This is a genomic window from Planococcus massiliensis, assembly GCF_000821325.1.
Lineage (GTDB): Bacteria > Bacillota > Bacilli > Bacillales_A > Planococcaceae > Planococcus > Planococcus ruber.
Genome location: NZ_CCXS01000001.1, coordinates 1,749,237 through 1,771,609, shown reverse-complemented (window position 1 = coordinate 1,771,609; position 22,373 = coordinate 1,749,237). Strand labels below are relative to the sequence as shown.

Genomic DNA, 22,373 nt, shown 5'->3' with positions numbered 1-22,373 from the left:
GAGCGGTCAAAATGGCACATGAATTTTGGATCAATCTGCCGGTAAAAGACTTAAAAAAGCCGCGTGAATTCTTTAAAATGCTTGGATTTAAGCTGAATGAGCGGTTTGCTGATAGTGAGGATATGGCGGGATTAGTGGTTGGCGACCACCAAGTGATGGTTATGCTGTTTCCGGAAGCGACATTCCAATCATTTACAGGAAGCCCCATAGCAGATCCGCAGCAAGGAAGCGAAGTTTTATTGTCCATATCCATGAATTCACAGCGGGAAGTCCGTGAAATGACCGAAAAAGCAAAAAATGCAGGTGGAAAGGTTTTTGCCGAGCCTGGAGAACGAAACGGCATGTATGGAGCCGGATTCTGCGATTTGGATGGGCACCGGCGGAATTTACTGATCATGTAGCAAGTTATGCTGAAGAACGAAATAAATCCTCAAGCGCATGGTCAGCCGGTCAGCCGATTCCGATTAACAAACTGAATGCTTGAGGATTTTATTAAAATATTTTTAAACGGAATTGTTTAATGATTCATTTGCAAATGATAAATGGAATTTGATTGACCATTAAAATGTGCAAAACGAATTTTAAAGTAAAATGCTGAAACTGCAAAAATCACGTAAAAAAACGATTTTGTCTCACTGTCTTAAGTATACTTATTAAGTGAAACGTTACTTCCGATAATTTATATTATGTAAACTAAATGTTTTTTTGTTTTTGCAGTTGATATTCTTGCTCTCCTCTTTGATGCGCTCTCTCGATTACCTGCAATTATGCTATGATGGATTAAGTATTCCTTTTCTATCTTATACGAATTGAGTGATGTATTCAGTGACACCTGCCAACGAGAAACGAACTTTCTTCCAATGGATTAACTTCCTGATTCCTTATCTTTATACCATCGGCATCTTGGCCATTTTGTTATGGATGGCTGTTGCAGCCATCGCATTGGCTATCGTTACTTTCCGGGACGATCCGGCTTCGTTGCTGATGCTGACAACAACTGGTACGAGCTCTTCTGACTTAATCGCTGGAACTTCTTGGCTCGATGTCTTAATTAAACCGATTCTTGCCTCTGATTTCAACCAGATCGTTTTTAAAGGGCTTTTTATGCTGCTGGTCTGGATGCTGCTCTTTTTGGTCGTTCCATTAGCTTTTAGGCGGCTTACCCGGTTTAAATTCTTCAATTTAGAAATTGAAGTTGATGCAGCTGCTCAGACGGTCATTGAAACGATTGAAGTCAGTGCCCCGAAAGCGAAGTTAATGGCTTATTTATCGAGTTCAGAAGCAACTGACCGCACAATTGCGCTGTTGGACGCTGAATCTGCCCAATTTGCTGATGTATTGGCTTATTTTCTGGAAGAAATTCAAGCAGGCTACAAGAAATCGCCTTTGAATACCAATTTTTCCTTCACCGTCTACACGCATAACCCTCCTGCTGAATTGAACGAGCTGATTGCCGCTTCCAGAGAAGCAAATGCTTCGATCATCAGCAATAAAGCGGATCCGGATAATGTGATGAAGAAAAGCTATTTCGTCTATGCGTACCAAAATGCTGAAAGAGAATTCATCACTGTCATTAGCAGCTATACGAGCCTGTTTGATTTATTCGACCAGTATCTTTTTGAAACATTGCACCATACAGTCACGAGAAACCAGGAATATTATGAGTTGCTGATTGCTGTTGCGACAATGGATGCAAATGCCTGACCGATTCTTTTGACCTTATGGCCTTGATGCCTTATGATGAAAAAAAGGAGTGATGTACTATGGTAAGCGCGAATACTCCATTGAAACAGAAAACAGTAAAAGAACGTGCCGAAAAACGGCTGACATCCATTCGGTCACGCAGCCGGGCCGCTGAAAAACCAAGCATTAAAGGCAATCTCATCCAACCGGTTCACGTCACCAAATCCGATGCGTTAGTGAAACGAATTGCTGAACGGAAATCCAATTAAACGAAACGCCCCTAGACCTGATCCGGTTTAGGGGCGTTTTTATGGATTAGCTGCTATTGCTGCGTTTCATGTCGCGGATGGCCTGCACAGATAACCGCACCAGCAAAATGACGCATAGGAACAAGCCTGTGTAGGCTGCCGTATTCAAATAAACCGCATAAGCCGTCTCAATGAACTGGGCAATGGCGAGCAGCGCCGCCGACACCAGTCCGAATGTGATTCCGGTCATCAAGAGCACGAACCGCGAAAACAATTGAACGACGAAATTGGCGTTTTGCTTATCGGAAAAGACATCGTGATGCAGGATAATTTTGCCGCTTTCAATCCGTTCCACTAAACGGTCCACGCGTTTTGGCAGCTTCAAAAGTTCCGGAATTAATACAGCCATTTCGCTTTCGACTTTCTCCTTCGTCGCTTTCGGTTCCGTAAACGGCTTTTTCAGGAACGACGTTTTGTAATTCTTCGCAAACGTCTTCGCTTCCGTGAACATATCAAAAGTCGGATCGATTAAATGGAGCGTGCCATCGAGCGTGATCAACGACCGCAGCGCGATGCCGACTGACGGATAAAACGACAAACCGAAATCTCTGACGACATCAAATAGCGAATGAATGAGTTCAGTTGTCGGAATCCGGTCCACATACGAAATGCGCAGCAGCAATTGCCCGATGGCTTGTTCGAACCGGTGGCGGTCGATGTGCTGGTTGTCTTCAACGAGCAAGGTGATCGCATCGTAAATCACACTGGAATCCCCTTGCTGCACGCCTAAGATGAAAAGGTTCAGCCCTTCCTGCTGAGAAGACGCTAAGCGCCCTACTGCCCCGAAATCAAGCAAGATCGGCGATCCGTCCCGTTCGTCAATGAAAATATTGCCGGGATGCGGATCTGCGTGAAAAATGCCGGAAAACAGCATCTGTTCAAAGAAGGAAAAAAGGATGGTCCGGGCAAATTCTTTTGAATCGGTGTCAAACCGATCGAAAAGTTCCTGCCCTTGCGCTAGGTTTTTGCCCATGACCTGTTCCATGACGATGAGTTGGCTGTTGCTGTATTCGGTGTAGATGTGCGGAATTTTCACTTGATAAGGGCTATTTTTTAAGGCGTTTGAAATTTGCACCGTATTGCGGGCTTCGATATCAAAATTGACTTCTTCGCGCAATCCGGCTGCAAATCCAATGGCGAGCTCTTTAAACCCGAGATTTTCCGCCCATTTGGATTTGCTTGTGACCCATTCGGCGAATTCCACCAGGATGTTCAAGTCGTCCCGCATAATGCGCTTAATGTCCGGCCGCAGCAGTTTCACGACAACCGGCTGGTGGTTTTTCTTTAAAACCGCTTTATGGACTTGCCCGATCGACGCAGCAGCAAGCGGCTCCATGTCAAAAGTCGAGAAAACATCCTCCATTTTATGGCCTAACGAGTTTTGAAGAATCGTCTGGACTTGCAGCGTTGTGAGCGGTTTGACGTTTTGCTGGAGCGTTCCGAGCTCTTCAACGAACACCGGCGGGAAAAGTTCGGTCCGTGTAGAAAGCACCTGGCCGAATTTGATGAAGATTCCCCCGCTTTGTTCCAGCGTATCCCGGAAGGCAATCGCGAGCTCCCGGTCATTTTCCCGGTGTCTTGCGTATTTCAAGGCCCGTGATATGCCGTTGCGAACGGCAATTTCCACGACCTGGCTCAAGCGTTTCTGCCGTCTCCAACGATGCTGGATGCGTTTCAGGAAAAACTTGCGTCCGGTGATCCGTTCGCCTCTAGATCCCAATTCGATGGGATCGAATAATTCAAAAAGCAAATACAGAAGCATCGAAATCAGTAAAATACTGCCGATCCAGATGATGGTGCTGACATTGGCGGCGTTTTCCACGACGCTTTCGTTCAGGAAATCGGTATAGCGCAAATAGGAATACCAGTAGACAAAAGTGGTAAGCGCCACACCGATCGTGACTGACAGAACGCGTTTCGTGAAATTCACTTTGGCTCCCATTAAACGGCCGCTGACGAAATAAATGAAGACGGTAATTAACAGGATTTCTGCGAGCAGGATTACATAAACCAAGGCAACTCTTCCTTCCCGTTCCAAAATAGCTGATTTGTTTTAACATTTTGTCAGTTTCAGTATAGCAAAATTTAGGGCGAAACAAAAAAACCCTTCACCAAGAAGGGTCCGTTCACTCAATCGGCAATTCATAATAAGGCTCTTCTTGCTGCGTATCGTCAAACCAGCGGTGATCGATGAAATGAAATCCGAGTTTTTCGAGCACTCGCTTGGAACTTTCATTAGCGGGATCGGCTGAAGCATAAACGGTGGCAATTCCGGCTTTTTGCCGAGCGAGATTTAACGCAAGTGCCCCAGCTTCCGTAGCATAGCCTTTTCCCCAAAAAGCAACGGCAAAATGATAGATCAATTCGATCTTCTCCTCATCTTCCCCTGGATTAAACCCGCATGCTCCGACCAGCTGCCCGGAATGCCTTTCTATGACCCCAAACACCGTAAGCCCGGTCGTCTCAAAGCACTTCCGGTAAGCATTGATCACAAGCGGCAGCGTTTCTCGGTCGGTGGCTCCGCCAGACGCGGCCATCACTTCGGGATCGCCCCAAAATTGCATAGCTCCTTCAATATGCTGTTCATTCATCACCACAAGGCCTAAACGCTCTGATTCCGCTAAAGCCTTCATACGCTGAGGTGTCCCTTTGGCGCTAGCGGTTTTAACTCGTCGAGGACGGAGCGGATGGTATGGAGCGTGTCCCATTCCCTTTCAGAGTATTGAACGATCGGATAGTTTCCCGGAAACAGGGCTTCATTGATTTCATTCACGGACAGCCCTTCCGCATCCAGCATGATAATTTTTTCGCTCATCTCACGGAGTTTCTCCAGCTTTTGCTGGAGAACTTCTTTGCCGTTTGGAAAATAGCCCGCATGGCTGCAGTAAAGGTGCGTGAAGCGATAAGATAATAAAATCTCGAGTGAGTCCATTATCTGTTTGACCGATTCAGTGGCCATGGTCACTTTTGTGTGGGGAGACACATACAAATCGCCGCTGAAGAGCCGCCCCGTTTCTTCATTAACCAAAGACACGTGATCGTAGGCGTGCCCGGGCGTGTAGATGACTTTCCATTCCAGATTGTTGGAATGAATCACTTCTGGAATCGGGGCTGCTTCGAACGCTTTTCGCTGTCCCCAGATCATTTGGCGGTATAATGGGTACTTTCCGTCTGCCAAGCAAAGCGGGATGCCTTTTTCATGCATCAAGAGCGGCACGCGAAAGTTTGCTGCAAGAAAGGCGGCATTCCCCGTATGGTCTTCATGGTTATGGGTAAAAACCGCTTGATCAAAATGATGTTCTTCGAAAAAAGGCTCGAGTTCGGTTAAAAGTATTTCAGGGCCTGAATCAATCAGCATACCATCAACTAAATAGACAAATACTTTTCTTCCGTATTTCTCTATAGTCCCTTCTGCACACAAGACCCCTTCTTTAACGTAGCTGCTTAACATCGTATTCCCCCTTGAAATGCATTTCCTTAATCATACGCATCGCTTTATTTTCTGTCATCTTCTTGAAGCCCTTTTTTTGTTGCGTTTTTGTTTTTTATATTATTTTCCTTATGTAGAAATCTACAATTGATTAATTTCTGCAAAAAAAGAGAGACCGAAGTCTCCGTTAAAAACCGGCTAACGCAAAAACGAGCAGAATAATTACGTAAGTCATAATGATCCACATTACGGCGCTCGGTACAAGCAAAGTCAAAAATCCTTTCCACGTCGCCATCCGGTGGGCTTCTGCTAGCCCTTTGCTTTGGATTACGATGCTCCAAAGGCTCGTAGCCATCAAAATCACAAAATAGGCTGCGTACAAAAAGACATGAAACGGATCCTCCTTCGGCGTTAGCGACAGGAAAATTTCGGGGGCAATGATCCAGAAAAACAATATGAGCGGAAGCAGCCAAATCTGCGGAATCAATCCGGCAATCACCGCTTTAAAAACGTCTTTATAAGCAGCTGAACCTTTCATTATTTTCCCGAACCATAAGTATAGAACAGACATAAAAGCGGATGCGATTAAAAGCAGAACTGGAGCAATGACAAAAGCAAATAACAGTGCTGCCCCCAATGGCAATTCAAGCATGGCGGATTGAGACAGGCTGATAAATCCGGCGCTAATGCCTGCCAAATAAAGCAAAAAGAAAAAATAAGGCCATGCTTTAGTCGCCAGGACCCAGCGAATCGCCTCGCGAGTATGCAGCCAGATGGCTGTAAATGGATTGAGTTGCCGCTCTTTCTCAAGTTTATCCATTCCCTGCACTCCTTCCGTATTCATTTCATAAAAAAAGAGACCGAAGTCTCTTAGATTGAAGCGGTGCCGATAAGAATCATAAAAACAATAACCATAAATGCGACTACAATTATTCCAATGATGAGCAATGGAATGAGCAAGGTGAAAAATCCTTTCCAGCTTGAAAAACGATGCGCTTCCCCAATTGCCTTGCTTTGGATCACAATGCCCCAAATCGTCACAATCGCTAAAATCACGGCGAAAATGGCCATAAAGAAAATTGCGCCATTAGAAGCTGATTCGCTGCCCGCGAAAAATAAATCAGGTGAAACAATCATCAAAATGAGGAACAGTGGCAGCAGCCAGATTTGCGGAATCATGGAAGTGGCAACCGCTTTGAACAATTCGATGTAAGTCCCTGTTCCTTTAAACAGTTTCCCGACGAGCAAATAGATGCCGGACATAATGGCGATTCCAATCGCGACAGCAATCGGCGAAATAATCGCACTCCCAACGATTAATATCCCGATAGGAATCCCGATATCATCTGTTCCTTGGTACAGGCTGACAAACGTACTGGTGATTCCTGCAAGCAAAATGAGCAGAAAAACATAGACCATCGATTTTTCTTCAATGACATAACGCACCGTGTTCCGCGTGTTTAACCACACGGATAAAAATGGATTGAGTTTGCTGTTGTAAGTCGTTTCGTGCTGTTCATTCATAAGACTTCCCCCTCTATTCTCTATAATCTTTATACGTAATATAGCCATATCGGTTTCAAATAAAATAGAAATCTTTTGCTTTTGAAGTTCTTGATTGCGCTTTTTTGGGTTTTATTTATAAACCTTATGTAATATTCTACATGTATTTCTGAAAAACCATCAGTTGCACTTTATTTTTTCGGATAAAATCCTTAAAGCTTCTTCCGATGATGTAGCAATAACGGCCTTATCAGGACAAGCATGAAATTTCTTTACGAATACGGGCTTCATCTTCTCTTCAAAGTAGCGATTCCATGTAAACATCTTCTGGAGCATCTTGAATGTCGGTTTATAATTTGCGCTCTCTGCTCCCGCTATTTGTTTTAAGAAGCGTTTGATAATGCGTCTCTTCCGCTCTTTTAATGGGATATCCAAAAAAATTATCCAATCTGCCTGATCGATCGCGGCGTCCGTCCAATCCATGTGGACCCCTTCAACGATCCATTCCGGCCACATCAATGCTTCGGCTAAATGAGCATTCCTTTGCTCTACTGAGTTCCGAATATCTCCGCCCGGTGCACGTTTCCAGACAAAATTATCCGTCTCGAAATGGTGCAGACCCAGTTCAGTCGCCAAATGTTTTGCCAATGTTGTTTTTCCGCTGCCTACCGAACCTGTTATGTAGATTTTCAATAATTTTCACGCCTTCATGCAGACTTGGCCTTCGCTTTCATTTATTATACCGAAGCGCTTTAGGGAAAAAGCGGGTTTGCTGAAAATGGGCAAAAAAATACATGAGCCTAAGAAAATTACGCTTAGGCTGATGGTTCTTTTGCAGCATATTTCGTACAGCCACACTTTTTTCAAGCTTTCATTGATTCCTGTTGGACCCGGTCCATAAAGGCTTGGACGGTCTCCTCCCGTTTTCGCTTTGACCCGGCTAGCAGCATGGCTTTGCCGGTCATATTGGTGCCTTTATTTGATCCTTCGTATATGAATTTCGTCTGGTTATCATTCACTTTTTCGAGCGTATACCGGTACTCCACTTCAAACATGCCGCTCATTTCAAATTTTACCGCTTTATGCTTGCGCTCAGGCGTGTCATCGAATGCAATCGTTTCGACGAGATAGCTTTCGAGCTGGCTGCCCGCATAATAGCTTTGCGAATGTTTGGCGCCTAGCGTATCGTCTTCTTTTTCCAGCAACAGATGCTCTTCCACTTTCGGCATGATTCTTTTGACGTTCCGGTCCATGAATAATTGCCAGACCTGTTCAATAGGTGCATCGATGAGGATTTCTTTTTTCCACTTTGCCACGATGATAGCTCCTTTTCCCAAATTAAAGATTTACTAGCCTGGCGCGTCTAAATACTGTCCGTCAGGCTCGAAATAATGTCCAAAGCCGGCGATTTACTGTCGGTTCCAGCTGAAATACTATCCGCCGCCTCTTAAAACGGGTTCGTCGCCCATTGACTGGAGGTTGGAATGAAAATACGCGGATGCAGTTTCAGCTGCGCTACGATATATTCTGCAATGTCTTCCGGCTGCATGAATTTTTCTTCGCTGTTTTCCGGCGTTTCCGTCGATCCGGCGAATTCTGTAATGACCCGGCTCGGCGTCAAAGCGAAAACGCGGATGTTATGTTTGCGCACTTCCTGGGATAAAGATTGGGTAAAGCCGAGCACCCCGAATTTCGAAGCACTGTAAGCACTCGACCCCGGATCGCCTTTCAGTCCGGACATCGAAGAAATATTGATGACGTCTCCTCCGTTTTTCTCTACCAGCTGCGGAAGCACCGTGCGCGTCACATAGAACATGCCCATCAAATTTACATGGATGACTTGCTTCCAGTCTTCCGGCGGCGTTTCCAGAACCGTGCCGAATTTGCCGATTCCTGCATTGTTGATGAGGATGTCTGCCGAACCTAACGCCTCCGTCAATTTCGAAATCGCCGTTTCCACTTCTTCCAGCGAAGAAACATCCGCCACAGCATAATCCGCTTGGATGCCTTCTTTTTTCGCTTCTGCCGCCACTTTTTGCAGATCGCTTTCCGTACGTGCAATCAAACCGAGATGGACGCCTTCTTTCGCCAGCGCCAAGGCAGCTGCTCGCCCAATCCCTTTGCCCGCACCTGTAATAAATGCCGTTTTTCCTGCCAATGATTGTGCCATATGCTCTCCACCTTTTCAATTATTCATACGTTCAGTTTGAATGAATTGCCTTTAAAACGCAAAAATTCTAGATTCCTTCCCTTCCCGCTTTTAAGTACAATAGAAGAAAGACAGACACATAAGGATGGCTCTATGAAAACTTCAACCGTTTTACTTTTAACGCTCGGCATCATGCACCTTTTGACCATGGTGAATATCGTGTTCCTCGACGGTGCTTTGAACGACTTGGTCTTTTTCTTTAATACCGCACTTTTCTTCTTCGCTTTTTCCTTCTATCTGTGGAAACGGGAAAAAGACAGCAAAGAAACGCCGCCAACTTCAACCAAATCCAAAAAATGAAGTCATGTCGATGACTTCATTTTTTTATTGGCGTTTAATTTTCAATGTCCGCTTCTGTTTCTTCTTGGAATAGACCGGCGGCGGTGCCGGATTAAAATCATCGTCGTAAAGGCCGGTGTACGCTTTATACCACAGGAACAAATGAATGAAGACCACTTTGATGACCGCATAGGCAGGAATGCCAAGAATGACGCCCGGAATCCCGAACAGATTTCCCGCAGTCAATAACACCGCAATGATCGTGATCGGATGAATGTTCAAGTTATTGCCAAGGATGAGCGGCTGGATGACCCGGCCTTCCAAAGTTTGTTCGACAAAAAACACAGCCGCGATTTTCACGAGCATAAACGGCGGATGAAGCACGATCGCGATAACGACGACGGGAATAAAAGCGATGAACGAGCCAAGGAAAGGAATCAGGTTCAATGCCCCCGCCATGATGCCGAGGATCAATGCGTATTCCAGGCCGATCAGGCTGAAGCCGATCCAGAACATCAAGCCGACGAAAAAAGCGACAATGAGCTGGCCTCGGATATACTGGCTGATTTGGAGATTCATTTCCCGCAGCAATTCATACGATTTCACCCGCATTTTGGATGGCACGAACGGCATCAAATAGTAAGGCAAATGGTGGCCGTCTTTCAGCAAATAAAACAAGATGAACGGCGTCGTAATCACCGCAAGAACCGTCGTGGACAAAACACCGACCACGCTGCCGATTCCCGTGACTGTCGTATCCACAACATCCTCCGTCTGTCCGCTGATGGAACCGGTGAAGCCGTCTTCGTCTCCCGTCAGCTGCTTTTGAAGCTCGGACAAGACGTCGCTTTGAAAAACGCCATTCACTTGGGAGATGAAGCGGTTCAAATAGTCCTGCCAATTGTCAATCAGGCTTAGCGTCTGTTCGCGTAGAATCGGAATCAGCGTAGCAATCCCCCATGCCAGTAATCCGGCGATAATGAGAAAGACAAGTGCGATGCCGCCCGCACGGTGGATCTTTTTCGTTTCCATCCAGTCGATCAAAGGATTCAACAAATAATACAGCACGCCTGCCATGATGATCGGCAGCCCCATGACGTCAAAAAAGGCTGTGAATGGCCGAAACACAAAGCTGACTTTCGGCAACAGGAATAGAATCAGGAGCACGAGCAGCAGGATGAACAAAATGGACACCGCTTTATTGTTCAATACCCATTTCATAAACCAGCTGGCCGCGAGTTTCAGCATTTGCTTATCGTTATGCTCTTCCATGATGAAGCCCCCTTAGCGAATTTGAGGACCGCTTGATGCCTCTATGTATAGGGGGGAGCCAAAAGCTTCTATAGCAATAAAATACCCGGTTGAAAAATAGTTAAGCGCTTAACTATTTTTCTTCCCCTGCACAAAAAACCGGATGGATCTGTTGAGATCCACCCGGTTTTTGATTAAACGGCTGCCGCCACTTTTTTCTTCAATAGCCCTGCAACGATTGCAGTAATGACTGCGCCTCCGATAATGGCGAGTGCGTAGAACAATACTTTCGTAATGCCGCCGTCAACCAGCCCCATGACGAATATGCCGCCGTGCGGTGCCCGCAATCCGATATCGAACAGCATCACGAGCGCACCCGTAGTCGCCGCTCCCGCCACACATGCCGGAATGACGCGGGCCGGGTCAGCTGCCGCAAAAGGAATAACGCCTTCTGTGATAAAGCAAGCACCGAGAACGTAAGCTGTTTTCCCGGCTTCCCGTTCCGGCTTCGTGAATTTATTTTTGAAAAGCGTCGTAGCAATCGCCATGCCAAGCGGCGGCACCATGCCGGCCGCCATGACCGTCGCCATGAAATTGAAATTCTGTGCATCGAGCATGGCAATGCCGAATGTATAGGCCGCTTTATTGACAGGGCCGCCCATATCGATCGCCATCATGCCGCCAAGCAGCAAGCCGACCAGCACTAAGTTTGTTCCGCCGAGGCTCTCGAGGAACGACGAAATCGCCGTATAGACTTTTGTCAGCTGCGGGTTCACAAGCATCATGATGATACCGGTAATGGCGATGCTGAACACCGGGAAGAACAAGACCGGCTTTAGGCCTTCAAGCGCATCCGGCAACACCGAAAACGCTTTTTTCACAAGAAGCGTTACATAACCCGCCAGGAAGCCGGCGATCAAACCGCCAAGGAATCCGGAACCGCCGCTTGCTTCTTCAACACCCGTGACGGTAATGGCAATCAAACCGCCGATCATCCCCGGCGCAAATCCAGGCCGCTCGGCGATGCTCATCGCAATAAATCCGGCAAGCACCGGCACCATCAGGAAGAATGCATTGCCGCCGCCGATCGTATTCAGCATGGCCGCAAATTCATTGTAATCCGGGCTTGCTGGGTCCGATGCATTAATGCCCCAGAAGAAAGATATGGCGATCAAGATCCCGCCGCCGACCACAAATGGCAGCATATTCGAAACACCGTTCATCAAATGCTTGTAAAAGCCGCCTTTAGAATCGCCGTCGTTTGCGTCTTCTTTTGTCCGGTCGTGCTTGTATTCCGGTGCATCTCCGCCAATTGCACGGTCGAGCAGATCGTCCGTTTCGTAAATTGCTTTTCCGACTTTCGTCTGGATCACCGGCTTTCCGGCAAAACGGGCCATTTCCACTTTCGTGTCGGCCGCAACAATGATGGCGTCCGCTTCTGCAATTTCCGCATCCGTCAACCGGTTCTTGACGCCGCTTGAGCCGTTCGTTTCCACTTTCAATTGGATGCCGCGCTCTTTCGCCCGTTCATTCAATTTCTCAGCCGCCATATACGTGTGGGCTATGCCGGTCGGACACGCTGTGACCGCGAGGATTTTCTTGCCTGAAGCTTGGGGTGTACTGCCTGCATCCGCAGCTTCAGTACCTGTCCCGTCCACTTCCGACTCCTTGTCTGTTACGGCTTGAAGCACTTCTTGCTTTGTCGTTGCCGCAAGCATTCGATCCCGGAACTTGCTGTCCATCAGAAATGTGGCAAGGCGAGACAGCGCTTCCAAATGATCGTCATTTGCGCCTTCTGTCGCAGCGATCATGAAGAATAAATGCGCGGGCTGCCCGTCAAGCGACTCGTAATCCAAGCCATCCAGCGAGCGCCCAAAGGCGATTGCCGGCGACTTCACCGCTTTCGATTTCGCATGCGGAATCGCAATGCCGTCGCCGATCCCGGTCGTACTTTGATCTTCGCGCGCTTGAATATCGGATTGGAAAAGATTCGGATCGGCTAATTTTCCGGCTCGGTCCAACTGGCCGATCAGCTCCGAAAGCACTTCTTGTTTCGAGCCGGCTTTGAGATCCAAAATAATGGTTTCTTCAGTCAATAATTGTGTAATTCTCATACGATCACATCCCCATGTTTGATTTCTTTCACGTGAACTTCCCCCACTAATTCTTCCACATCTTCTTTTCGGCACAAATCGGATCGGAAAGCGGTAGCGCTCCCGCTGGCCACTCCGTATTTAAACGCTTCAAGCGGGTCTTCCGTTTCGCAGTACGAGGCGATAAAGCCCGAAACGAGCGAGTCCCCTGATCCGACTGTATTGACGACTTTGCCGATCGGCGCTTTCGCTTCAAATGCCGATGTTTCATTAATCCATAAGGCTCCGTCGCCGCCCAGTGAAACAATGACATTCTCCACTCCGCCCGCTACCAATTTCTTAGCATAATGGAAAGCTTCCGCTTTCGTGGAAATGGCCGCATCGAACAGTTCGCCCAACTCATGGATGTTTGGCTTTATCAGAAAAGGCGAAAATTTCACCAGCTCTTTTAAAGCAGGACCCGATGTATCCAAAACAAACCGGATCTGCCGTTCGCTGCAGCGTTCAGCAATTCCGCTGAAATAAGAAAGAGGGATCATCACAGGAAGGCTTCCCGCAAGAACCAGCCAATCCCCTTTTTCCATATTGTTTATTTTTTCAGTCAATTGGGCCAAATCCTCTGCACGAAGCGCGGGTCCGGGTCCATTCAATTCCGTTTCTTCCGCCGCTTTTATCTTGACATTTATGCGGGTGATTTCAGCCGTTTCAATAAAATCTGTCTCAACACCTTCACGCAGAAGGAAATCTTCTATATAATTGCCTGTAAATCCACCTATGAACCCGAGTGCCTTATTGCGGGCTCCCAGTCGCTTTAAGACGCGTGAGACATTGATGCCTTTGCCTCCGGGATAATAGAATACCTCTGATGTGCGGTTCAGTTTTCCGTTTTCAAAAGAGGGTAAATACGTGGTGTAGTCAACAGACGGCGTAATCGTGCATGTATAAATCATTGTTTCTCCACCTTTACTGTCGTCTTTTTTTCCAGCTGTTCCATCATGTGCCGATCGATTTCATTTACAATGAGATCAGCGCCGTCCAGGTCCATAATTTTGGCGAAACTGACTTGATTCGCTTTCGTATGGTCTGCAAGGACGAAGGTTTTTCGCGCGTAGGTACTGGCAAGCCTTTTGACGGCCGCTTCTTCGGGATCCGGCGTCGTATAGCCGTAGTCGGGATGAAACCCGTTGACGCCCAGAAAACAAAGGTCAAATCGGTAATTCATCAAGGATTGAATGGTCTGGGAGCCGACCATGGCACCTGTACGGGATTTCATCAACCCTCCCGTCAGATACGTCGTAATGCCATGTTCATTCAAGGCATCCACCAAGGTTAAGCCGTTGGTGACAACGACCACATCTTTGTCTTTTAGAAAAGGAATCATTTGGAACGTTGTCGTGCCGGCATCCAGGAAGACGCTGTCGCCTTCTTGGACGAATGATGCCGCATATTTTGCAAGTTTGATCTTTTCTTCAAGATTCCGTGTCGACTTATCGGAGATGCTCGGTTCAGAAAGGTTGCGGCCAGGCAAAACGGCGCCGCCGAATACCCGCACTAAAAGCTGGCGGTTTTCGAGTTCCGTCAAATCTCGGCGGATGGTTGATTCGGAAGCTCCGGTATCATCTACAATTTCCTGAATTTTGATGGTCTGTTTTTGGTCGAGCAAACCTAAAATGTATTCGTGGCGTTCATTCGTCAGCATGTTTGCACCTTCTTTATTTAAGGTTAAGTAGATAATACTTGAAACCCCTTCCAAAATCAATCATAATCATTCATAAGCAGTCAAAAACATTCACGAACTTAGTTTTTCTTTCAAAATCGTTCATGAATGACTTTGATACAAGCAAATTCAATCACATTTCATTAGGAGGAATTTTACATGGTAGAAAAACAATTCACAATTACAGATGAAGCAGGGATCCACGCACGTCCGGCATCAGCCTTAGTCGGCTCATTGGCTAAATTCAAATCGGACATTACGTTGGAGCATAAAGGCAAGAAAGTGAACTTGAAATCGATCTTAGGCGTTATGTCTTTAGGCGTTTCTTCAGGTTCAACCGTTACAATCGCAGCTGATGGCGAAGATGAAAACGAAGCCATCGAACAAATTACAAATGTGATGAAATCCGAAGGGCTTGCTGATTAATGATCACTTCCCTCTCTGGAATTGCGGCTTCAAACGGAATCGCTTTTGCGAAAGCATTCAGATTGGAAAACCCAAAGCTGGATGTTGAAAAAACGACAGTCGAAGATACGGAAAAAGAAATTTCCCGGCTGGACGCCGCTTTAGCAAAATCCGTAGCCGAACTTGAAGTGATCCAACAACGGACGCGCGAGCAGATCAGCGACAAAGAAGCTGCAATTTTTGGTGCGCACTTGCTCGTACTCAGCGATCCCGAATTGATTGGACCGGTCAAAGAAAAAATTACAAATGACAAGCAAAATGCCGAGTCGGCTTTAAAAGAGACAGCGGATGGTTTCGTTGCCATGTTCGAAGCGATGGACAACGAATACATGAAGGAACGGGCTGCGGATATCCGTGATGTGACGAAGCGTGTTCTTGCCCACCTTCTCGGCGTTTCCATCCAGAATCCAAGCATGATTTCGGAAGAAGTGATCATCATTGCGGAGGATTTGACGCCTTCTGATACGGTTCAACTCAATCCGCAATTTGTGCAAGGCTTTGTGACAGAAATCGGCGGACGTACGTCGCATTCAGCGATTCTTGCGAGAACACTTGAAATTCCCGCTGTCGTCGGTGCGAAATCCCTGATGGCGACGATTCAAAACGGCGTTTCGGTTATTGTCGATGGCTTGGATGGCCAAGTCCTGATCGATCCGGACGAAGCAACGATTGCCGAATATCAAACGAAAAAAGCCCAATACGAAGAACAAAAAGCCGAATGGGCAAAATTGAAAAATGAAGCCACGGTAACCGCAGACGGCCAAGCCGTTGAAATCGGCGCCAACATCGGAACGCCTAAAGATACAACCGGGGTTCTTGAAAACGGCGGCGAAGCGATCGGCCTTTACCGGACCGAGTTCCTTTATATGGGGCGCGATGAATTCCCGACAGAAGAGCAGCAGTACGAAGCGTATGCAGCTGTATTAAAAGCAATGGAAGGCAAACCGACCGTGGTCCGCACATTGGATATCGGCGGCGATAAAGAGCTTTCATACCTGGATTTGCCAAAAGAACTCAACCCTTTCCTTGGCCTCAGAGCGATCCGTTTATGCCTGGAAATGCCGGACATGTTCCGGACCCAGCTTCGCGCTTTGCTTCGCGCAAGTGTCCACGGCAACTTGAAGATCATGTTCCCGATGATTGCGACGTTGGAAGAGTTCCGCGAAGCGAAGGCATTGCTGCTGGAAGAAAAAGCGAAATTGCTTGAAGAAGGCATCGAAGTGAGCGACAGCATCGAAGTGGGCATCATGGTGGAAATTCCATCCACGGCCGTTATGGCCGATGCGTTTGCGAAAGAAGTGGACTTCTTCTCGATCGGCACCAATGACTTGATCCAATACACGATGGCTGCAGACCGGATGAATGAACAAGTATCATATTTGTATCAACCTTTCAATCCGGCGATCTTGCGGCTGGTGAAAATGGTCATTGATGCGTCGCACCGGGAAGGAAAATGGACCGGCATGTGCGGAGAAATGGCAGGCGATGAAATTGCCATCCCAATCCTGCTCGGCCTCGGACTCGATGAATTCTCAATGAGCGCTTCATCGATCTTAAAAGCACGTGCGCAAATCAGCAAATTATCTAAAGCGGAAATGGCGAGCCATACCGAACGCATTTTAGCGCTTGGCACTTCTGATGAAGTTGAAGCTTACGTAAAATCGATTGTTTCATAATAAAAACCAGTGGGGATTCAACCCCACTGGTTTTATTCTTTTTCGGATTCTTCTTTCCCGGTATTGGCAGTTTTTTTGAACTGCTTCAGCTGTTCTTCTTTGTCTTGTTCGGGTTCAAAATCCGGAAGGTCTGCATTCGGCATTTCAGTGAATTCTTCCTGGTCTTTCTCTTCTTCCCTTTTTTTATCAGCCATCGTCTCACTCCTCCGGTAAATTTGTCGTCTTATTGGCTGTTTACCCGAAATCAGGCAACGCAATCCCTTATTTGCTGAGTGTGTCGATCAACCCCATCGCACTGACTTCAAGATCCAATTGGATAATTTCATATACCCGATGGTTTTCCGGAACGCATAATGCATCCAAATGGACTCGAACCCGGTTCATTAACCGAGCGGCTAAATCGGCAGCGCCTCCTCCTGCTGACCAAACAGATTTTGCCTCTTCTACAAAAATCCCAAGCCAATTTTCCACTTGAGCCAGCGCTTCTTCCGAAAAGGAAGATTTGCTGTAATGGCCGTAGTAAATCGCATCAAACTGGGCATCCCGAAAGCGTTCGATTGCTGATTGCATAGCGACGGGATCAAATTGATTCGGTGAAGTCGACGGCAAGTAAAAGTCGATGCCGTCTTTTGCCAGTTGTTCGTAGCGGATGCCGACTGTATCCCCTGCAAAAACGCCGTTGCTCGGTGGATGGATGATGGAAAAATGATGTTTTGCATGGCCTGGTGTATCCCAGAATTCCAATCGGCATCCCGCACCGATATCGAGCTGGTCCCCTTCTGTTTTTACAAGCAGCCGCTCTTCCGGAATGGCTATAATCGGATCGAATAATTGTTCGAATTTTTCTCCGTAGACTTCTTTCGCTCCAGCGATCAACCGGCTGGGGTCCGCCAAATGGCGCGCTCCCTTAGGATGGACCACTACTTTTGCGTTCGGGCATTCCTCAAGCAATAAGCCCGCTCCCCCGGCATGGTCTAAATGGATATGGGTGACAATTATGTATTTCACCCTTTCCAGTGAAAGCCCGAGCTCGTGAAGCCCTTTTTTAATATATGGAACAGAAGGGCTCGCGCATGTGTCAATCAAGGTCAGCTCTTCTTCGGTTAACACATAGGTGCCTGTCCGTTCTTCCACTTTTAAATCATGGTCATCAATGATAAAAATTCGGTCATCCAATTGCTGCGGCATCGTATTTTCCCCTCTCTTAAACTAGATTGAATATTCACCCATTTTAACAAATTTTTGAAACAAGACCAACGAATAAGGGGCAAATAAAAAAGCAAGAAGACTCTATAAGTCCCCTTGCTTTCAAATCGTATTTAAATTCTTGCTTTATTTTTCGTAAAATCTTGGTCGGCGTAGTAAGCGTCTTTCACGAGCAGGTTCGGCCCCAGGCATTTGACAGCCGGACAATGGCAGGCGATCGTCTTAGCCAATGGACGTTCGAGCCAGCGGTCCAGCATCTCAGGCAGCGAGTCGGTTTGGATATTGCCCATCGGCGGCGTGTCGCCAAAATCTGTAACGATCACTTCTCCTGTAAAGACGTTGACATTCAAACGGGACCGGCCATCCGGGTCATTCCGGACCGTGACGTTTTTGCTGCTGCGAATCCGGTTCAGCAGCTGAATATCTTCATCGTCCATACTGCACGGATAAAACGGAAGCGTTCCAAAGAGCATCCAAACGTCTTCATTGCGTTCATCAAGCAATTGATGGATCGCTTTTCGCGTTTCATCGAGCGGCAGCACTTCGAGCTGGCTCGCAAAATCGCTAGGGTACATCGGGTGTACTTCGTGCCTTGCACATTTCATTTCTTCGATCACTTGTTTATGGATTTTGGCAAGATGCGGCAATGTACGTTTATTGAGCATCGTTTCAGCAGAGACCATCACGCCCGCTTCAGCTAAAGCCCGGCTATTGTCGATCATGCGCTTGAATTGTGCTGCTCGACGTTCACGCGGCGGCTGGCGTTCCATATTGGCAAATCCGCCGTCCACAAAATCGTCAATCGTTCCCCAGTTATGAGAGATGTGCAATACATCCAAATACGGCGCAATCAGCATATACCGTTCAAGCGGCATCGTCAGGTTCGAGTTCATCTGGGTACGGATGCCGCGTTCGTGCGCATATTTCATCAATGGCAACACGATCTGCTCGACGGACTTTTTGGAAAACATCGGTTCTCCGCCTGTGATGCTGATGGTCCGAAGGTGCGGAATCTCCTCTAAGCGGGCGATCAATAAATCAATCGGCAAGGCATCCGGGTCTTTATGCTGAAGCATATAGCCGACTGCACAATGCTCACAGCGCATATTGCAAAGGTACGTGGTGGTAAACTCAATGCTCGATAGGGTCAATCTGCCGTGCTGTTCAATATCCATATATGCTTCCCATGGATCATATTGCGGCGTTATTTCTTTCAGCTTCAGTACAGTATTCATATGAAAGTCTCCTTACTTTTATTCCGCTTTTTATTATGGGCTTGTTCCAATAGCGGTGCAAGGGCATTTGAAAAGTCAGTTTTTTAATACTGTTCTAAAATCATTTCGGCTGTTAACCAATGGACGTTTCCGGGTATATTCTAGCATCTAGATTTCTAAAACATGAAAGGCGGTTGACTGATAGTGCCAGATCCTTTAGAAGTTATTCCGAAATGGGACAAAGAAAAAGTGAAATCCACGCTGCCCGTCCGCACGGCTGCCGGCCATAAAGGAAGCTTCGGGACGGGTTTGCTGATTGCCGGAACCCGCGATATGCCAGGTGCTGCCCTTCTTGCCGGCCTAGGGGCCATGAGAAGCGGGTTAGGAAAACTCGAAATTGCAGCAGAACCTGACGTGATTCCGATGATCCTCCCTTCACTGCCGGAAGCCACTTATATCCGAAAGATCGAAGAAAAGTTCACTTCCCCTGATTTTAATTTAGCGGCATACAAAGCGATTGCCATCGGCCCAGGAAAAATTCCGAATGAGCAAATGGAACAAAACTTGGCGCAGCTATTCCAGTCCGAAGTTCCGCTCGTACTCGATGCCGGGGCTTTATCTAAACGCTCTTATCCAAAAAGAAACGGCCCTACCATCTTGACACCGCATCCCGGGGAATTTTCCAGAATCAGCGGCATCCCGGTAGAACAATTCGCTTCGGAAAAATCGGAGTATGCCAAGCAACTGGCAAAAGAACTGGATGCCGCGATCGTCTTAAAAGGGCTGGATACCGTAATTGCCTTTCCGGACGGCGAAACTTGGGTGAATCCGACCGGAAATTCCGCACTCGCCAAAGGCGGCACCGGCGATACACTGACCGGCATGATGCTCGGCATGCTTTGCTGCCACGAAAACTGGAAGCATGCCGTATTGAATGCCGTTTACTTGCATGGTGCATGCGCAGACCAATGGACAACCAAAAAATCTCCCCACACATTATTGGCTCATGAGCTCTCTGGCCTGCTTCCGGAAGTTTGGAAGAGCTTTGAAAGCTGATTTTTTAAAAAACAAATTAGTAAGATCTTCATGTTCCAGGAGGGATCCATATGGCGAAAGAAAGAACGATCGAATCCATGATCGGCAGCTATTTCTCCACGTTGCTGCGTGCCAACTTCGGCAAAGGCCCCACTTCCGTCTTCGTCGCTCGAAATGGCCCTTATTTAGCCGTTCACCTTCGCGGTTTTTTAGGGCCAATGGAAAAAGTACTGTTAAAACAAAATGAAACAAAACGCATTATGGAAATCCGGGATTTATTGTTGAATGAATTGCGTCCTGACATCGTATTGGAGTTATGGAAAATAGCCGGCATCGAAATTCAACATATTTATGCAGACTGGAATCTACAGAATGAAACGGGTTTGGTCATCGGCGTTATCAGACCCGATGAAGAAAAGAAAGAAATGCCGTGGCCAAAAGAGATCGACTATGCAGCTTTCGAAGACGAAATCAACAAAGCCAGCGCGATAGCCCAAAAATCTCCGGAAAACACGAATCTTGTCTGGCTGAATGACCGTATGGTTTTAGTGGAACGCTCAGGCATCTTAATCCAACTCGAGAAAGAGCTGATCCGTATCGGGGTTATTGAAGAATTAAAAATGGCGAAACGGCCAATCGAACGAAACATGCTGGATGAGCCCCGCTTAGAGGCAATTATCGGTAGGAAAATTCATGAAATCTATGTGGATTGGAATTTTGAAGAGGATTTAGGCTATATGGTTTTTATTTTTGAGGCTCCAGCTAAAACCGATAAAGAAAAAATGGCCGGACTCCAATGAGTCCGGCCATTCGACATCAGTCGACGGCGACTGCCGTTTCCACATTTTCCATGCGGTTTTTCCTTGCTTTTGCAAAGAACATCGCCACAATGACTATCGTCAAGATCAATCCGACAATAAACGAAATATTTAAATCGAGATTGAAGCCGATTTTTTGGTTCAATATATAAACGAATACCATATATGTGATAAAAATGGCAGGCGCCATCGCTACCAAGTAATTCTTGCCTTGAATATACAGATACATTGTACCAATCCATAAGGCGATGGCTGCAGTCGCCTGGTTTGCCCAGGAGAAATAGCGCCATAAGAGATTGAAGTCAATTTGAGTCAACATGATCGATACCGCAAATAAAGGAATTGCGATGATCAACCGCTTCATTATTTTCTGTTGATCCATTTTGATGTAGTCGGCAATAATGGATCTGGCCGCACGGAAAGCTGTATCCCCTGATGTAATAGGCAAAACAATAGCGCCAAGCACCGCGATAGTCCCTCCGATGGCCCCTAGCAGTGTCATTGAAACTTCATTTACGACAGCTGAAGGTGTACCTGAGTTGATCATCGAACTTAGTGTCTGGCCGTCAAACATGCTCATCGATGCTGCAGCCCAAATCATTGCGATAATCGCTTCCGCAATCATCATGCCGTATAAGATGTAGCGCCCCTGCGATTCTTTTTGGACAGTCCGAGAAATGATCGGCGACTGGGTCGCATGGAATCCGGATAAAGCCCCACACGTAATCGTAAAGAACAGCATCGGGAAAATCGGCAAATTGTCCGGGTGCATATTTGCTATCGACAGCTCAGGAATTTGGTAGTCCGAGAAGACCAAAGCAATTCCGACGCCCAATGTCCCAATCAGCAAGACTGCACCGAAATACGGGTATAGGCGACCGATGATTTTGTCGATCGGCAAGATTGTCGACAAGAAATAATACAAAAAGATAACGCCGATTAGTACACCTACAGCCACTTTTCCGTCCAATAAAATGGATAATAGCGATGCTGGTGTTGTAACGAATACGGTACCGACCAAGAGAAGAAGCAATAAAGCGAACACATTCACAATATGTTTGGAAACCGTGCCAAGGAATTTGCCGGCCAGTTCCGGAATATGCGCTCCTTTATTGCGGATGGAAATCATACCTGTCAAGTAATCGTGGACAGCTCCAGCAAAAATGGAACCGATGACAATCCAAAGAAAAGCGACAGGTCCATATAATGCTCCCATAATCGGACCGAAAATCGGTCCCGTACCTGCGATATTCAGAAGTTGAATCATCGCATTTTTATGTTTGTTCATCGGGACAAAGTCCACTCCGTCGCCATTAGCATAGGCTGGCGTCTTCCGGGATTCTGCCGGTGCAAACATTTTTTCGATGAATTTACCGTATGTAAAATAAGCGATGATGAGGATAATAATTGAAGCAAAGAATGTAATCATCTGGAACCTCTTTTCCTATTTTTTTAGTAAACGCTTTCATAAAATAGCGATATTTGA

At 46.8% G+C, this 22,373-nt stretch carries 24 protein-coding genes; 8 read left to right on the top strand and 16 right to left on the bottom strand.

The window, feature by feature from the left end:
- Positions 1–11 precede the first annotated feature (11 nt).
- The 3 genes from BN1080_RS08685 to BN1080_RS08675 all read left to right on the top strand — a co-directional run bounded on the left by BN1080_RS08685 (position 12) and on the right by BN1080_RS08675 (position 1,952).
- Positions 12–401, top strand: a complete 390-nt coding sequence (locus BN1080_RS08685; RefSeq protein ID WP_052651677.1) for a VOC family protein — start codon at positions 12–14, stop codon at positions 399–401.
- A 415-nt stretch (positions 402–816) separates the two neighbouring features.
- Positions 817–1,704 (top strand): hypothetical protein, encoded by an 888-nt coding sequence (locus tag BN1080_RS08680; protein WP_052651676.1) that lies wholly within the window; start codon positions 817–819, stop codon positions 1,702–1,704.
- A gap of 59 nt (positions 1,705–1,763) precedes the next feature.
- Positions 1,764–1,952, top strand: coding sequence for a hypothetical protein (locus tag BN1080_RS08675; RefSeq protein WP_052651675.1), 189 nt, complete (start codon positions 1,764–1,766; stop codon positions 1,950–1,952).
- A gap of 46 nt (positions 1,953–1,998) precedes the next feature.
- Here BN1080_RS08675 and BN1080_RS08670 read toward each other — a convergent pair whose 3' ends face one another.
- From BN1080_RS08670 to BN1080_RS08635, 8 genes are all read right to left on the bottom strand, one after another.
- The gene (locus BN1080_RS08670; protein WP_052651674.1) at positions 1,999–4,005 is read right to left on the bottom strand and encodes an ABC1 kinase family protein; all 2,007 of its coding nucleotides are present in this window, start codon (positions 4,003–4,005) and stop codon (positions 1,999–2,001) included.
- 112 nt (positions 4,006–4,117) lie between these two features.
- Complete coding sequence (locus tag BN1080_RS08665) at positions 4,118–4,624, bottom strand: GNAT family N-acetyltransferase (RefSeq protein WP_052651673.1); 507 nt, start codon at positions 4,622–4,624, stop codon at positions 4,118–4,120.
- Positions 4,621–5,442: an MBL fold metallo-hydrolase gene (locus BN1080_RS08660; RefSeq protein WP_052651672.1), complete on the bottom strand. Its 822-nt coding sequence runs from the start codon at positions 5,440–5,442 to the stop codon at positions 4,621–4,623. Before BN1080_RS08660 ends, BN1080_RS08665 begins: the two co-directional genes overlap by 4 nt.
- A gap of 166 nt (positions 5,443–5,608) precedes the next feature.
- Positions 5,609–6,241 carry a YIP1 family protein gene (locus tag BN1080_RS08655; protein ID WP_052651671.1) on the bottom strand — a complete coding sequence of 211 codons (633 nt, stop codon included), beginning with the start codon at positions 6,239–6,241 and terminating at the stop codon, positions 5,609–5,611.
- A gap of 50 nt (positions 6,242–6,291) precedes the next feature.
- A complete protein-coding gene (locus tag BN1080_RS08650; RefSeq protein ID WP_052651670.1) occupies positions 6,292–6,945 on the bottom strand; it encodes a YIP1 family protein in 654 nt (217 codons plus the stop codon).
- Positions 6,946–7,104: 159 nt separating this feature from the next.
- Positions 7,105–7,617 carry an AAA family ATPase gene (locus tag BN1080_RS08645; RefSeq protein ID WP_052651669.1) on the bottom strand — a complete coding sequence of 171 codons (513 nt, stop codon included), beginning with the start codon at positions 7,615–7,617 and terminating at the stop codon, positions 7,105–7,107.
- Positions 7,618–7,787: 170 nt separating this feature from the next.
- Entirely contained in the window at positions 7,788–8,240 is a 453-nt protein-coding gene (locus tag BN1080_RS08640) for an SRPBCC family protein (protein WP_052651668.1), read from the bottom strand.
- 131 nt (positions 8,241–8,371) lie between these two features.
- A complete protein-coding gene (locus tag BN1080_RS08635; RefSeq protein ID WP_052651667.1) occupies positions 8,372–9,094 on the bottom strand; it encodes a 3-ketoacyl-ACP reductase in 723 nt (240 codons plus the stop codon).
- 132 nt (positions 9,095–9,226) lie between these two features.
- On the opposite strand from BN1080_RS08635, the gene BN1080_RS08630 reads away from it, so the two are divergent.
- The gene (locus BN1080_RS08630) at positions 9,227–9,433 is read left to right on the top strand and encodes a hypothetical protein (protein WP_052651666.1); all 207 of its coding nucleotides are present in this window, start codon (positions 9,227–9,229) and stop codon (positions 9,431–9,433) included.
- 24 nt (positions 9,434–9,457) lie between these two features.
- Here the strand turns inward: BN1080_RS08630 and BN1080_RS08625 are convergent, their stop codons facing one another.
- The 4 genes from BN1080_RS08625 to BN1080_RS08610 form a co-directional block, all read right to left on the bottom strand.
- Positions 9,458–10,684 (bottom strand): AI-2E family transporter, encoded by a 1,227-nt coding sequence (locus tag BN1080_RS08625; protein ID WP_052651665.1) that lies wholly within the window; start codon positions 10,682–10,684, stop codon positions 9,458–9,460.
- 173 nt (positions 10,685–10,857) lie between these two features.
- Positions 10,858–12,777 (bottom strand): PTS fructose transporter subunit IIABC, encoded by a 1,920-nt coding sequence (locus BN1080_RS08620; protein ID WP_052651664.1) that lies wholly within the window; start codon positions 12,775–12,777, stop codon positions 10,858–10,860.
- Entirely contained in the window at positions 12,774–13,706 is a 933-nt protein-coding gene (gene pfkB, locus BN1080_RS08615; RefSeq protein ID WP_052651663.1) for a 1-phosphofructokinase, read from the bottom strand. Before pfkB ends, BN1080_RS08620 begins: the two co-directional genes overlap by 4 nt.
- On the bottom strand, positions 13,703–14,455 hold the full coding sequence (locus BN1080_RS08610; protein WP_052651662.1) for a DeoR/GlpR family DNA-binding transcription regulator: 753 nt from the start codon (positions 14,453–14,455) through the stop codon (positions 13,703–13,705). Before BN1080_RS08610 ends, pfkB begins: the two co-directional genes overlap by 4 nt.
- Positions 14,456–14,632: 177 nt before the next feature.
- Here BN1080_RS08610 and BN1080_RS08605 point away from each other — a divergent pair, with 177 nt between their 5' ends.
- Together BN1080_RS08605 and ptsP are read left to right on the top strand one after the other, a co-directional pair.
- Positions 14,633–14,899: a phosphocarrier protein HPr gene (locus tag BN1080_RS08605; RefSeq protein ID WP_052651661.1), complete on the top strand. Its 267-nt coding sequence runs from the start codon at positions 14,633–14,635 to the stop codon at positions 14,897–14,899.
- On the top strand, positions 14,899–16,614 hold the full coding sequence (ptsP, locus tag BN1080_RS08600; protein ID WP_052651660.1) for a phosphoenolpyruvate--protein phosphotransferase: 1,716 nt from the start codon (positions 14,899–14,901) through the stop codon (positions 16,612–16,614). The genes BN1080_RS08605 and ptsP overlap by 1 nt, the downstream gene beginning before the upstream one ends.
- Positions 16,615–16,646: 32 nt before the next feature.
- Here ptsP and BN1080_RS17205 read toward each other — a convergent pair whose 3' ends face one another.
- The 3 genes from BN1080_RS17205 to yfkAB all read right to left on the bottom strand — a co-directional run bounded on the left by BN1080_RS17205 (position 16,647) and on the right by yfkAB (position 19,055).
- On the bottom strand, positions 16,647–16,808 hold the full coding sequence (locus BN1080_RS17205; protein WP_199876602.1) for a hypothetical protein: 162 nt from the start codon (positions 16,806–16,808) through the stop codon (positions 16,647–16,649).
- A gap of 67 nt (positions 16,809–16,875) precedes the next feature.
- Positions 16,876–17,802, bottom strand: a complete 927-nt coding sequence (locus BN1080_RS08595; protein WP_052651659.1) for an MBL fold metallo-hydrolase — start codon at positions 17,800–17,802, stop codon at positions 16,876–16,878.
- A 131-nt stretch (positions 17,803–17,933) separates the two neighbouring features.
- Positions 17,934–19,055, bottom strand: a complete 1,122-nt coding sequence (gene yfkAB / locus BN1080_RS08590; RefSeq protein WP_052651658.1) for a radical SAM/CxCxxxxC motif protein YfkAB — start codon at positions 19,053–19,055, stop codon at positions 17,934–17,936.
- A 183-nt stretch (positions 19,056–19,238) separates the two neighbouring features.
- Between yfkAB and BN1080_RS08585 the strand changes: the two genes are divergently transcribed.
- Together BN1080_RS08585 and BN1080_RS08580 are read left to right on the top strand one after the other, a co-directional pair.
- A complete protein-coding gene (locus BN1080_RS08585) occupies positions 19,239–20,090 on the top strand; it encodes an NAD(P)H-hydrate dehydratase (RefSeq protein ID WP_052651657.1) in 852 nt (283 codons plus the stop codon).
- Positions 20,091–20,140: 50 nt separating this feature from the next.
- Positions 20,141–20,869, top strand: coding sequence for a Na-translocating system protein MpsC family protein (locus tag BN1080_RS08580; protein ID WP_052651656.1), 729 nt, complete (start codon positions 20,141–20,143; stop codon positions 20,867–20,869).
- Positions 20,870–20,885: 16 nt separating this feature from the next.
- On the opposite strand, the gene BN1080_RS08575 is transcribed toward BN1080_RS08580, so the two are convergent.
- Positions 20,886–22,316: a carbon starvation CstA family protein gene (locus BN1080_RS08575; RefSeq protein ID WP_052651655.1), complete on the bottom strand. Its 1,431-nt coding sequence runs from the start codon at positions 22,314–22,316 to the stop codon at positions 20,886–20,888.
- Positions 22,317–22,373 lie beyond the last annotated feature (57 nt).

Coding starts and splice junctions, on each gene's coding strand:
- BN1080_RS08675 (WP_052651675.1), top strand. CDS start 1,764: ATGGTAAGCGCGAATACTCCATTGAAACAGAAAACAGTAAAAGAACGT.
- BN1080_RS08620 (WP_052651664.1), bottom strand. CDS start 12,777: ATGAGAATTACACAATTATTGACTGAAGAAACCATTATTTTGGATCTC.
- BN1080_RS08630 (WP_052651666.1), top strand. CDS start 9,227: ATGAAAACTTCAACCGTTTTACTTTTAACGCTCGGCATCATGCACCTT.
- BN1080_RS17205 (WP_199876602.1), bottom strand. CDS start 16,808: ATGGCTGATAAAAAAAGGGAAGAAGAGAAAGACCAGGAAGAATTCACT.
- pfkB (WP_052651663.1), bottom strand. CDS start 13,706: ATGATTTATACATGCACGATTACGCCGTCTGTTGACTACACCACGTAT.
- BN1080_RS08685 (WP_052651677.1), top strand. CDS start 12: ATGGCACATGAATTTTGGATCAATCTGCCGGTAAAAGACTTAAAAAAG.
- ptsP (WP_052651660.1), top strand. CDS start 14,899: ATGATCACTTCCCTCTCTGGAATTGCGGCTTCAAACGGAATCGCTTTT.
- BN1080_RS08635 (WP_052651667.1), bottom strand. CDS start 9,094: ATGGCACAATCATTGGCAGGAAAAACGGCATTTATTACAGGTGCGGGC.
- BN1080_RS08595 (WP_052651659.1), bottom strand. CDS start 17,802: ATGCCGCAGCAATTGGATGACCGAATTTTTATCATTGATGACCATGAT.
- yfkAB (WP_052651658.1), bottom strand. CDS start 19,055: ATGAATACTGTACTGAAGCTGAAAGAAATAACGCCGCAATATGATCCA.
- BN1080_RS08660 (WP_052651672.1), bottom strand. CDS start 5,442: ATGTTAAGCAGCTACGTTAAAGAAGGGGTCTTGTGTGCAGAAGGGACT.
- BN1080_RS08625 (WP_052651665.1), bottom strand. CDS start 10,684: ATGGAAGAGCATAACGATAAGCAAATGCTGAAACTCGCGGCCAGCTGG.
- BN1080_RS08575 (WP_052651655.1), bottom strand. CDS start 22,316: ATGATTACATTCTTTGCTTCAATTATTATCCTCATCATCGCTTATTTT.
- BN1080_RS08580 (WP_052651656.1), top strand. CDS start 20,141: ATGGCGAAAGAAAGAACGATCGAATCCATGATCGGCAGCTATTTCTCC.
- BN1080_RS08655 (WP_052651671.1), bottom strand. CDS start 6,241: ATGGATAAACTTGAGAAAGAGCGGCAACTCAATCCATTTACAGCCATC.
- BN1080_RS08665 (WP_052651673.1), bottom strand. CDS start 4,624: ATGAAGGCTTTAGCGGAATCAGAGCGTTTAGGCCTTGTGGTGATGAAT.
- BN1080_RS08680 (WP_052651676.1), top strand. CDS start 817: ATGTATTCAGTGACACCTGCCAACGAGAAACGAACTTTCTTCCAATGG.
- BN1080_RS08610 (WP_052651662.1), bottom strand. CDS start 14,455: ATGCTGACGAATGAACGCCACGAATACATTTTAGGTTTGCTCGACCAA.
- BN1080_RS08605 (WP_052651661.1), top strand. CDS start 14,633: ATGGTAGAAAAACAATTCACAATTACAGATGAAGCAGGGATCCACGCA.
- BN1080_RS08650 (WP_052651670.1), bottom strand. CDS start 6,945: ATGAATGAACAGCACGAAACGACTTACAACAGCAAACTCAATCCATTT.